The organism is Pseudoflavonifractor sp. An187 (assembly GCF_002160275.1).
Classification (GTDB): Bacteria; Bacillota; Clostridia; order Oscillospirales; family Oscillospiraceae; genus Enterenecus; species Enterenecus faecium.
Map to the genome: position 1 here is coordinate 59,581 of NZ_NFKG01000009.1, position 12,135 is coordinate 71,715.

A 12,135-nucleotide genomic window follows, 5' to 3' on the forward strand; every position below is an offset into this window, starting at 1 on the left:
CCCTTATTTATCTTTGTCTTGCTGTTGGATACCAGCGTTTTTATCTTCCACGGACGACCAGATCGTCCACTGATCCACATTCGCATAGAGATTTGACTGGGTGGGGGTCACCCCCGTCACCAGGCCCCACCGCACCAGCAGGGAACCCCGTAAAAAACAGATGGGAGCCAGCGGGGTCTGCTGGGCAAAGCCCGCCAGATAGGCCTCCAGCTCCGTCTCTCCCCCGGTCCTGCGCCAGGCGTTGAGCAGCTCCTGCACCTCGCTCTGGGTGCCCCCATAGCTCAAGGACCCGGTGAGCAGAGCGGTGAGGTCAAAATCCGAAGTGAGCTGCACCTGGCCTAGGTACAAATCAAAATTGCCCCGCTCCAGGGCGGACACATAGTCCTCCCAGGCCAGGGACTTCACGGTTACGGTAAACCCCGCCCCCTCCAGCTGATTGGCCACAGCCTGGGCCACCTGCTGCCGGGTGGAGTTGTCCTCGTTGACGATGAGGGTGAGGCTCCCCCCGGTAGTCTCCTCCGTGCCCCCCTGGGTCCATTCGGGCAGCTCTCCCCACGCCGGGGAGATGGGCCATGGGGTGGGGTCCCCATGGCCGGACAGCTGCACCTGCACCAGGCTGTCCCGGTTCAGGGCCGAGGAGATGCGCTGGCGCACCGCGGCGTCGGCACACACCCCTCGCTGGGTCTGGAAGCCCAGGTAGAGAAGCTGGCTGGTGGGGTAGTCGAACACCTCACAGGTGCCGGAGTAGCCCACCGCCTGGGGGTCGGAAAACTGGGTGGTGGCCATCCACACCTCGCCGCTGTCAAAGGCGGCCTTGCGCCGGTCCGGGGTGCTCACCTCCACCAGGGGGATGGTCTGGGCGGGCAGGGCGTCCACCTGGCCGCTGTAAGGGTTGGCCACCAGGGCCCCATCCTGCAACAGGTAGGGCCCGGTGCCCAGGGGGTCCTGTCCCTCCCGCTCCAGCACCACCGGAATATCCAGCAGGGCGGGCAGGTTGGCGTTGGGGCGGGACAGGGTGATGGTGAGGGTATAGGTCCCGGTCTGGGCCACCCCAGTGACGCCGGACAGGCGATTTTGGTACCGGGTGGCGGTGCGGGCGGTCTCCAGGGAGGAGACCACATGGGCGGCAGTGAGGGGGGTGCCGTCGGAGAAGCACACCCCCTGGGCCACCTCCACCGTCCAGGTCAGGCCATCGGACCCGGCGGTGGCCCCGGCAGCCAGCCGGGGCTGGGGCTGGAAACTCTGGTCCAGCTCATACAGGCCCTGGTACACCAATCCCCCCAGCTCCAAATTCGCCCCGTTGGTGCCCGTGATGGGGTGCATGGTCTGTTTGGGGTCATAGGCCAGGGAGAAGGTCCCGGTCTGGACCGGCTGCACCGTCCCGGTGGGGGCGGCAGACTGAACCGGGTTCTCCTCCGTGGCGGCGGTACAGCCGGACAGGAGCAGCGCCCCCGCCACGGCCAGGGCCGCTAGTTGGGTCTTGCGTCTCATTTCAAACCAATGGCGGCGGCCATGGAGCCCCGGTTGGTGCCCACCTGGCGGTGGCTCCAGAACAGGTCCGGGTGGCAGCTGGTGCACAGCTCACACACGCCGATGTTCTCGGTGGGCACGCCCGCCTTTTCCAGGCGCATGGCGTTAATTCCCTTCAAATCCACGGAATACTTGCCGTTTTCCTGGATGTGCAGATACTTGAGCACCGGGGTGGAGAAGGCGGACATCATGGCGTTGGGCACGTCCTCATGGGTCTCAAAGCAGCAGGGGCCGATGCCCGGGCCGATGGCGGCCAGGATGTTCTGGGGGTCACAGCCGTACACCTCTTCCATCTTGCGCACCACCGCCCCGGCGATGTCGGCGGCGGTGCCCCGCCACCCGGCGTGGGCGGCGGCCACCACCTGGCGCACCGGGTCATAGTACAAGATGGGCAGGCAGTCGGCGGAAAAGATCACCAGGGTCACCCCGGGCAGGTCGGTGACCAGGCCGTCGGCCTCATAGGACACCTTCTCGTAGGGGTCCTCTTTCACGTCCGCCTTGGTGATTACCCGCACATGGTTTTCATGGACTTGATTGGACATGGCCATCCGGGGCCCTTGGGCCCCGATGGCGGTCAAAAACCGGCGGTAGTTCTCCCGCACATGGTCCGGGTCGTCCCCCCGGCTTACGCCCAGGTTCAGGGACGCCCACATGCCCTCTGAGATGCCGCCCAGGCGGGTGGAGAAGCCGTGGGCCACTCCCCCGGCCTGTTCCATCTCCTCAGAGGCCAAAAAGACCACAGATTGATGTTGCTTCTGGACAATTGTCATGGTGGGTTACCTCCCGGTGATTGGGTCACAAAGGTTACTCTTCCCCGTGGTGGTACTGCTCGCAGGTGCACTTCTTCCACTTCAGGCCGGACCCGCAGGGGCAGGGGTCGTTGCGGCCGATCTTCACCGTCTTCTTGGTGGGCTGCTGGGTCACGGTCTTGTCCGAGCCGCCGGACTCGCCGGTGACCTTGGCCACACGCTGACGCTGGATGCCCTGGTTGGTGCGGATGCGGGCGGAGTACAGGCGCCGCAGAGTCTCCTCCTGGATGGCGGCGATCATCTCCTCGAACATGTCGTAGCCTTCCCGCTTGTACTCCACCACGGGGTCAGACTGGCCGTAAGCCCGCAGGCCGATGCCCTGGCGCAGCTCGGTCATGGCGTCGATGTGGTCCATCCAGTACTCATCCACCACGCGCAGCAGAATGACCCGCTCCAGCTCGCCCATGGGGTTGGAGATAGCGGTCTGGCCCAGTTCCGCCAGCTGCTGGGCAATGGAGTCGGCCTGGTGCTCGTAGTTGGCATGGGCCAGCTCCAGCAGCTTGTCGGTGAGGGCCTGGGTGGACAGGCTCCCCAGCTGTCCCTTCACATCGTCCAGCTGCTGGGCGGTAAACATCACGTTGACCCAGGGGGCCATAGCCACCTTGAAGCCAGCCTCGTCCAGCTTGCCCTGCTCTCCGGTGTGTCCGGCGATGAGGTTGGTGACGGTGGTGGTGAGCATATTCTCAATGGCGGCGTGGACGTCCTCGCCGTCCAGCACCTGGCGGCGCTGCTTGTAGATGACCTCACGCTGGGTGTTCATCACGTCGTCGTACTCCAGCACGGTCTTACGGATCTGGAAGTTCTGAGACTCCACCTTCCGCTGGGCCTTCTCGATGGCGTTGGACAGCATCTTCTGGTCCAGGGGGGTGTCCTCGTCCACGCCCAGCTTATCCATGACGCTCTGAATCCAGTCGGAGGCGAACAGGCGGAGGATATCGTCCTCCAGGGACAGGAAGAAGCAGCTCTCGCCGGGGTCGCCCTGACGGCCGGCACGGCCGCGCAGCTGGTTGTCGATGCGGCGGGACTCGTGGCGCTCGGTGCCCAGGATGTACAGGCCGCCCACTTCCCGGACCTTCTCGGCCTCTTCCTTGATCTCGGCCTTGAACTGGGCCTCGGCCTGGGCGAAGGCCTCACGGGCGGCGAGAATCTCCTCGTTGTCGGTGTCGGCGTGGCCGTCGCACTCGGCTAAAAGCTCGTCGCTCATGCCCTGGCGGCGGAGCAGCGCCTTGGCCATGTACTCGGCGTTACCGCCCAGCATAATATCGGTACCACGGCCGGCCATGTTGGTGGCCACGGTGACGGCGCCCAGCTTACCGGCCTGGGCCACGATCTCCGCTTCCTTGTCGTGGTGCTTGGCGTTCAGCACGTTGTGGGGAATGCCCTCCCGGGTCAGCAGCTTGCTCACCAGCTCGGAGATCTCAATGGACACAGTACCCACCAGCACAGGCTGGCCCTTCTCGTGGCACTCCTTGATCTGACGGACCACAGCCCGGTACTTGCCGGCCTGGGTCTTGTACACCTGGTCGGGGTGGTCCACACGGGCCACGGGGCGGTTGGTGGGAATCTCCACGATATCCAGGGAGTAGATCTGGCCGAACTCCTCCTCCTCGGTCATGGCGGTACCGGTCATACCGGACAGCTTGTCGTAGAGGCGGAAGTAGTTCTGGAAGGTGATGGTGGCCAGGGTCTTGGACTCGTGGGCCACGGTGACGTGCTCCTTGGCCTCGATGGCCTGGTGCAGGCCCTCGTTATAGCGGCGGCCGTACATGAGACGGCCGGTGAACTCGTCGACGATGATGACCTCGCCGTCCTTCACCACGTAGTCAATGTCCCGGCGCATGACGCCACGGGCCTTGATGGCCTGGTTGATGTGGTGGGACAGGGTGGTGTTCTCGGGGTCGGACAGGTTCTCCAGGTTGAACTGCTGCTCGGCCTTGGCCACGCCACGGGCGGTGAGGGTGGCGGTGCGGGCCTTCTCGTCCACGATGTAGTCGGCGTCGATGTTGACGTCCTCTTCCTCCTTGGCGTCCACGGAGGCCACCCGCTGGCAGGTCAGACGGGCCACGAAGTTATCCACCAGCTGGTAGAGCTGGGTGGACTTCTCGCCCTGACCGGAGATGATCAGAGGGGTACGGGCCTCGTCAATGAGGATGGAGTCCACCTCGTCCACGATGGCAAAGTTGTGGCCACGCTGCACCAGCTCCTTGCCGTAGATGGCCATGTTGTCTCGCAGGTAGTCGAAGCCGAACTCGTTGTTGGTGCCGTAGGTGATGTCGGCGGCGTAGGCCTTCTTCTTGGCCTCCTTATCCACGCCGTGGATGACCAGACCCACAGACAGGCCCAGGAATCGGTACACCTTACCCATCCACTCCGAGTCACGCTTGGCCAGGTAGTCGTTGACGGTGACGATGTGCACGCCCTTGCCGGACAGGCCGTTTAAGTAGGCGGGCAGGGTGGCCACCAGGGTCTTACCTTCACCGGTGCGCATCTCAGCGATACGGCCCTGGTGGAGGATGATGCCGCCGATGAGCTGCACCCGATAGGGACGCATACCCAGGACACGCCAGTCTGCCTCCCGACACACGGCAAAGGCCTCGGGGAGGATGTTGTCCAGCGTCTCGCCGTTGGCCAGACGGGCCTTAAACTCGTCGGTTTTTGCCCGCAGCTGCTGGTCGGTGAGGGCCTTCATTTCCTCTTCCAGGGCCTCAATTTTATCCACGAGGGGGGTGAGCGCCTTGACCGCCCGTTGGGACGGGGTGCCAAATATTTTCGTAAACAAACCCATGTTGCGCGCTTCCTTTCTGGTTCAGTGCTTGGGTAGAAAAACCCATTTTAACTTATGTAGTATACCATACTCCCCCACGAGAAAAAAGAGGAAATTGAAATTTCAGTATGTTTTGGGCGTTGCCCCACCCAAAAGCCCCCTGACTGGGGCGTGTGGGTGGGCTTGTCCCTCTGTCTGAGGTGAGTTTAGACCCTGCCAGCCTGTTTTTCGCTCCGCTGGGGTTACTTTCTGATGGGCAGAAAGTAACCAAAGACCCACCAAAGGGAGATCCCTTTGGAAACCCCATGTTTTTATGTTTTGTACCGGGTCGAGGCTCAAGTCGGCCCTGGGCCTGGTGGGGCTGGTTGGATGGCTGGGCATATCTCTGGGCAATTTCTGCTCCGCTGGCAGTTCCCGCTCCTTCCACCAGGGCCTCAGGTCTGGGGGAGCGGCCTCGCCCGGCCGCCGTCGGCCGGGGTGCGCCACAGGTAGGGCCGAAAACAAGAGAATGGCGCACCACCCCAGCAGCGACCAAAAAGAGAAGCGCTGCTTTCCCTCTTGGTATGGCAAACGCCCTTCGGCCCGGCCTGGGAAGCAACTCCTCACAGCCCAGAAAAGCGGGGTGGATTCCACAAGGAGGGGGAAGGCCCCTCCTTTGGCGATTCTTTGGTGGCTTTCTCATCGCTGAGAAAGCCACCCTGCGGAGCAAACCCCGGCTGGCAAGCCTGAAACAGGGGCGGTTCGACGGGTCTGCCTAGCGGCAGACAGCTCCCCCTGCACCGGGGGTGCTCTGCGCCTGGAGGTGCATCTAAATTCCCACCCCTTTATGCACCACTTTACTGTACAAAATTCCCCTTGACACTGTCCGCATGTGGCGGTATAATGTCCATCACAACAAAACAAAAGCAGACGAAGCGTGCAGGAAAAGGCCAGGGTCGGCCTACCGAAGGAGTGACACTCTCAGGTTCCCCGGGACACGGGGTGAGGACTGTACGTGGATGTAACTCTGGAGAAGCTCAGCAATGAGTGCCGAAGGTGCAACGTGGGGACCGCTGGTTCCCGCCAATCTCTCAGGCAAAAGGACAGAGGAAATCATACGCCGACGCACCCGCTCCCCCGTTGGGGAGTCGGTGCCAGCACCGTCATTTCCTCAGGTTGCGGAGTATTCCATCCGCAACCTGTTTTTGTTTTGTCAAAAACAGCTCGAGGAGAGGATTCAACATGGTTCAGCAATTGGAAGCCGCACTTTTACCCGTGGTCAACGCCTTAAATGACTACCTATCCAGCTACATTCTGGTGTTTCTGCTCATTGGCGTTGGCCTGTTCTACTCCATCCGCACCCGGTTTGTGCAGGTGCGCTGCTTTGGCGAGGGCATGAAAAAGGTCTTTGGCAACCTGTCCCTGCGGGGCGGGGCCCAGGCCCAGGGCATGAGCTCCTTCCAGGCCCTGGCCACCGCCATCGCCGCCCAGGTGGGCACCGGCAACATCGTGGGCGCCTCCGGCGCCATCCTCACCGGCGGCCCCGGGGCCATCTTCTGGATGTGGATCATCGCCTTCTTCGGCATGGCCACCATTTACGCCGAGGCCACCCTGGCCATCCACACCCGGGTCATTGACCAGGACGGCCACATCCACGGCGGCCCGGTGTACTACATCACCACCGCCTTCCGGGGCGCCTTCGGCAAGTTTCTGGCCGGGTTCTTCGCCGTGGCCATCATCCTGGCCCTGGGCTTTATGGGCTGCATGGTCCAGTCCAACTCCATCGGCTCCACCTTCCAGACCGCCTTTGGCGTGCCCTCCTGGGTGATGGGCGTGGTGCTGGTGGTCATCTGCGCCTTCATCTTCCTGGGCGGCGTGCAGCGTCTGGCCGCCGTCACCGAGAAGCTGGTGCCCATCATGGCCGCCATCTTCCTGCTGGGCGCTGTGGCGGTGCTGGTGGCCCGCATCGCCTACCTGCCCGAGACCTTCGCCATGATCTTCCGCTACGCCTTCCAGCCCCAGGCTATCATCGGCGGCGGCTTTGGCTACGCCATCAAAACCGCCGTCAGCCAGGGCGCCAAGCGTGGCCTGTTCTCCAATGAGGCGGGCATGGGCTCCACCCCCCACGCCCACGCCCAGGCCAACGTGAAAGACCCCCATGAGCAGGGCGTGGTGGCCATGGTGGGCGTGTTTATCGACACCTTCGTGGTGCTCACCCTCAACGCCCTGGTGGTCATCTCCACCCTGTACACCTCCGACGGCCCCCTGGCCGGCGGCTATGTGGGGGACGTCACCGCCACCCTCAACAGCGCCAACCTGGCCCAGACCGCCTTCGGCACCGTGTTCGGCGCCCACTTCGGGGCCATCTTCGTGGCCATCTGCCTGTTCTTCTTCGCCTTCTCCACCGTGCTGGGCTGGAACCTGTTCGGCAAGATCAACGTGATGTACCTCTTCGGCAAAAAGGCCGCCCCCGTCTACGGGGTGCTGGCCCTGGTGTTCATCTTCCTGGGCACCACCATGTCCAACGACCTGGTTTGGGGCCTCACCGACCTGTTCAACAACCTCATGGTCATCCCCAACGCCATCGCCCTGTTTGCCCTGTCCTCCATCGTGGTGGGCATCGCCAAACGCCGGGGAAACGCCCTGAAATAATGGGAATTTCCCTATAGTTTCTCTGTCCCCCCTCCACTCCCCCGGGCAGGTTTGCCAAAAATCTTCGGATTGGTTGACAATTCTGCCCGGGGGAGATATAATACCGCCAAAATGAACCACTGATAGAGGCGCGGTGCCAATGGGTGCCCCACATGAGCCTGGAAGGGCGTGGGGTGCGAGGTGTCACCGCCGAAGGGCAAAGGGGCTTCCACCCGCTTTGTGCCTGGGTCGTCGGGAAATACCCGGCGGACTGTCACACCCCCTGGTGTGAAGCGCTATCATGGCAAGCCAAAAGTTCCCGTCCCTCTCGTGGGCGGGGGTTTGTTGACCATGATCGCATCACGCGGTTCATGGTCTTTTTGTTTATTCGAAAAAAGAAGGAGAGAGGAACCCCCATGAAACAGAAACTCTTTGCCCTGCTCCTGGCGGTGGCGCTGGTGCTGTCCCTGGCGGCCTGTACCGCCAGCCCTTCGGACTCCGGCTCCAACACCTCTGCCAGCCAGGCACCGGCCGCGGACGTCCCCGACGTCCCCGACTTCACCGACGTGGACACCTCCACCATCCCCGGATTGGAGGACGGCGTGCTCACCGTGGGTATGGAGTGCGCCTACGCCCCCTACAACTGGATGCAGATGGACGACTCCAACGGAGCCGTGCCCATCTCCAACGTGTCCGGGTCCTACGCCAACGGCTATGACGTGATGATCGCCAAGCGCATCTGTGAGGCCTACGGCTGGGAGCTGGAAGTGGTGTCCAGCTCCTGGGACTCCCTGACCCCCGCCGTCCAGGCGGGCACCATGGACGCCAACATCGCCGGCCAGTCCATGACCGCCGACCGGATGAAGGAAGTGGACATGGCTGGCCCCTACTACTACGCCACCATCGTGTGCCTGACCTCCAAGGACAGCCCCTACGCCTCCGCCACCTCCATTGCCGACCTGGCCGGGGGCATCTGCACCGCCCAGTCCGGCACCATCTGGTATGACTCCTGTCTGCCCCAGATTCCCGACGCCAACATCCTGTCCCCCGCCGACAACGCCCCTGCCATGATTATGCAGCTGCAAACCGGCATGGCCGACTTCATCTGCACCGACATGCCCACCGCCAAGGGCGCCGCCGCCAAGGACGACAACCTGGTGGTGCTGGACTTCTCCGGCACCGACGGGGACTTCCAGTTTGAGACCGAGGCTGAGCGGGCGGAGAACGTGAACATCGGCATTTCCGTGAAGAAGGGCAACACCCAGCTCAAGGACGCCATGGACGCCGTGCTCTCCCAGCTCACAGCGGAGGACTTTGACGCCATCATGGACCAGGCCATCGCTGCCCAGCCCGCCACCGACGACACCGACGCCAACCTCTTTGTCAAGCTGGGCCACGACATGGCCCAGCTGTGGAGTGAGTACCACACCGGCTACCTCAAGGGCATCTTGAACACCCTAGTGCTGGCCGTGGCCGCCACCGTCATTGGCTGTATCATCGGCCTGGTGTGCGGCATTCTGAACACCATCCCCTACGCCAAGCAGGACCCCCTGCCCAAGCGGGTCATCCTGAAGGTGATTCGGGCCCTGGTGCGCATCTATGTGGAGGTATTCCGCGGTACTCCCATGGTGCTGCAAGCGGTGTTTATCTACTATGGCCTGCCCTACTTCACCAATGGCTCGGTGGCCTTCCGGGGCTCCTCCGGCATCTGGCTGGCCTCCATCATCGTGGTGTCCATCAACACCGGCGCCTACATGGCCGAGTCGGTGCGTGGCGGTATCATCTCCATTGACCCCGGTCAGACTGAGGGCGCCCGGGCCATCGGCATGAACCACTTCCAGACCATGACCTCGGTGATTCTGCCCCAGGCCATCCGCAACATCATCCCCCAGATCGGCAACAACTTCATCATCAACATCAAGGATACGTCCGTGATGTTCATCATCAGCTTCACCGAGTTCTTCGCCTTCCACCGCTACATCGTGGGCGTGAACAACATGTACTTCCCCTCCGCCGCCATCGAGATGATCGGCTACCTGACCATGACCCTCATTGCCTCCGCCCTGCTGCGCCTCATTGAGAAGCGCATGGACGGCTCGGACAACTACGAGCTGGTGCAGGTGGATGCCCTGACCATGGCCGCCGGGACCTACAGCCACCCCAACCGGGGCACGCCCTTTGACGAGCACAGCAAGGAACAGCGGGACCGCAACGGCAGCACGAGAGGAGAGCGGTAATATGAGCGACGCCATTTTACAAGTCAAGCACCTGTCCAAGTCCTTTGGCAGCCACCAGGTGCTGAAAGATATCGACTTCACCGTCCGGCCCGGAGACGTGACCTCCATCATCGGCGCCTCCGGCTCGGGCAAGTCCACCCTGCTGCGGTGCATCAACCTCCTGGAGACCCCCTCCGCCGGAGACATCCTCTTCCACGGGGAGAACATCACCGCCCGGGGCTTTAACCCCTGCCGCTACCGCTCCCAGGTGGGCATGGTGTTCCAGTCCTTCAACCTGTTCAACAACATGACCGTGCTGGAAAACTGCATGGTGGGCCAGGTGAAGGTGCTGAAAAAGTCCAAGGCCGAGGCCAAGGAAAACGCCATGAAGTACTTAGAGCAGGTGGGCATGGCCCCCTACATCAACGCCCGCCCCCGGCAGATCTCCGGCGGCCAGCGCCAGCGGGTGGCCATCGCCCGGGCCCTGGCCATGGAGCCGGAGGTGCTGCTCTTCGACGAGCCCACCTCCGCCCTGGACCCGGAGATGGTGGGCGAGGTGCTCTCCGTCATGCGGGACCTGGCCTCCCAGGGCATGACCATGCTGGTGGTGACCCACGAGATGGCCTTCGCCCGGGACGTGTCCAACCACGTGGTGTTCATGGCCGATGGAGTCATCTGCGAGCAGGGCGACCCCAAGGACGTGTTCACCAACCCCAAGCAGACCCGGACCCGGGAGTTTTTGTCCCGTTTTATGGGAGAATGAGAAACCCGCCCCGGCAGAGTGCAAACGTTGTACTCCGCCGGGGCGGGTTTTAATGAATAATGAAAAATGAATAGTGAATAAGTATGGTGTGCCCCACAGTGGCACGAATTTTAATTTGAGGTGGAGACTTGAGGGCAGTTTCCCCTTGCCAACTTGGCCGCGATTTAGTACAATAAAGGTTGACAGTTTGTAAAGAAGGAGGGCTTCCATATGACGAGAGATGAAGCCTTTGAATTTTTAGACCGCACCGCCCGGGGCATTGCCGAGATGTTCGGCTCCTCCTGTGAGACGCTGGTGCACGACATGGGAGTCCCCTCCCATCCCATTTTGTCCATCTATAACGGCCATGTCTCCGGCCGAGAGGTGGGCTCCACCATGGATATCCTGGGCATCGGCCTGGAGCTGGATGCCGACTCCTCGGTGACGGATTTTGTCAACCTGGCCGCCACCACCCCCGACGGACGCCAGACCAAATCCTCCACCTTCCACATGATCGGCGAGGACTACAACCTGGCCCTGGGCATCAACTTCGACTACACCTCTCTGGTGTTTGCCAACCGCATTCTGGTGGACCTGATGAGCGCCAGCTCGGACTTGCAGTCCGCCCTGTGGCAGGAGGGGGACTCCAAGCAGCTGGCCGACCTCTTCGAGCGGTGCCTGGCCGCCCTGGGCAAGCCGGTGGACGCTCTGAATAAGAAGGACCGCCTGCGCATGATTGCCATGCTGGAGCAGAAAAACGCCTTCTCCTTCCGCAAATCCGTGCCCTATGTGGCCAAGCACCTGGGGGTGTCCCGGTACACGGTGTACAAGTACCTGGGCGAGCTGGCCGAGCACAGCGAGGAGGAATAATCCCCCTTTCTTCCCTTGTTTTTTCCGCCTCGGTGGACTACAATGTGGAATAGTTATACATTCGTTTACATAAGGAGATCATACATCATGTATCGTGAACAGTTAGAAGCTTATTTTCAGGACAAGCAGGACATGCTGGTGGACGCTGTGTGCCGCCTGGTGTCCATTGACAGCGTGGAGGGCGAGCCCGCCCCCGGCGCTCCCTTTGGCCCCGGCCCCGCCGCCGCGCTGGAAGAGGGCCTGAAGCTGGCCCAGGAGTGGGGCCTCATCACCCAAAACCACGAGGGCTATGTGGGCACCGCCGACCTGTGCGACAAGGAAGACGCCCTGCACATTCTGGGCCACCTGGACGTGGTGGCCCCCGGTGAGGGCTGGACCGTCACCCAGCCCTATCAGCCCAAGGTGGTGGATGGCCTCATCTATGGCCGTGGCACCGACGACGACAAGGGCCCTGTGGTGGCCTCCCTGCTGGCCATGAAGGCGGTGAAGGACCTGGGCGTGCCCTTGAAGTCCAACTGCCGCCTCATCATGGGCACCAACGAGGAGAGCGGCTCCGGGGACATCGCCTGGTACTTTGCCCGCCACCCCTTCGCC

The 12,135-nt window shown here is 62.5% G+C and carries 8 protein-coding genes and 2 riboswitches; of the genes, 5 read left to right on the top strand and 3 right to left on the bottom strand.

Annotated elements, in window-relative coordinates; all coding sequences use genetic code 11:
• Positions 1–3: 3 nt before the first annotated feature.
• Genes B5F22_RS06040 through secA form a run of 3 tightly spaced genes read right to left on the bottom strand, consistent with a single transcriptional unit; the run spans position 4 to position 5,124 of the window.
• Entirely contained in the window at positions 4–1,491 is a 1,488-nt protein-coding gene (locus B5F22_RS06040) for an ABC transporter substrate-binding protein (RefSeq protein WP_087371489.1), read from the bottom strand.
• A complete protein-coding gene (pgeF, locus tag B5F22_RS06045) occupies positions 1,488–2,300 on the bottom strand; it encodes a peptidoglycan editing factor PgeF (protein ID WP_087371493.1) in 813 nt (270 codons plus the stop codon). The genes B5F22_RS06040 and pgeF overlap by 4 nt, the downstream gene beginning before the upstream one ends.
• 34 nt (positions 2,301–2,334) lie before the next feature.
• Entirely contained in the window at positions 2,335–5,124 is a 2,790-nt protein-coding gene (gene secA / locus B5F22_RS06050) for a preprotein translocase subunit SecA (protein ID WP_087371495.1), read from the bottom strand.
• Positions 5,125–6,099: 975 nt separating this feature from the next.
• Positions 6,100–6,199: riboswitch (glycine riboswitch) on the top strand.
• Positions 6,200–6,324: 125 nt separating this feature from the next.
• Here secA and B5F22_RS06055 point away from each other — a divergent pair.
• The 5 genes from B5F22_RS06055 to B5F22_RS06075 all read left to right on the top strand — a co-directional run.
• Positions 6,325–7,734, top strand: a complete 1,410-nt coding sequence (locus B5F22_RS06055) for a sodium:alanine symporter family protein (RefSeq protein ID WP_087371498.1) — start codon at positions 6,325–6,327, stop codon at positions 7,732–7,734.
• A 115-nt stretch (positions 7,735–7,849) separates the two neighbouring features.
• Positions 7,850–8,020: riboswitch (Lysine riboswitch) on the top strand.
• A gap of 109 nt (positions 8,021–8,129) precedes the next feature.
• Positions 8,130–9,950, top strand: coding sequence for an ABC transporter substrate-binding protein/permease (locus B5F22_RS12555; protein WP_242955067.1), 1,821 nt, complete (start codon positions 8,130–8,132; stop codon positions 9,948–9,950).
• 1 nt (position 9,951) lies between these two features.
• A complete protein-coding gene (locus B5F22_RS06065; protein ID WP_087371501.1) occupies positions 9,952–10,692 on the top strand; it encodes an amino acid ABC transporter ATP-binding protein in 741 nt (246 codons plus the stop codon).
• Between the two features lie 210 nt (positions 10,693–10,902).
• On the top strand, positions 10,903–11,541 hold the full coding sequence (locus B5F22_RS06070; RefSeq protein ID WP_087230607.1) for a helix-turn-helix transcriptional regulator: 639 nt from the start codon (positions 10,903–10,905) through the stop codon (positions 11,539–11,541).
• 87 nt (positions 11,542–11,628) lie between these two features.
• Positions 11,629–12,135 (top strand): M20/M25/M40 family metallo-hydrolase (locus B5F22_RS06075; RefSeq protein ID WP_143482198.1); only part of this gene is annotated, 507 nt, incomplete at its 3' end.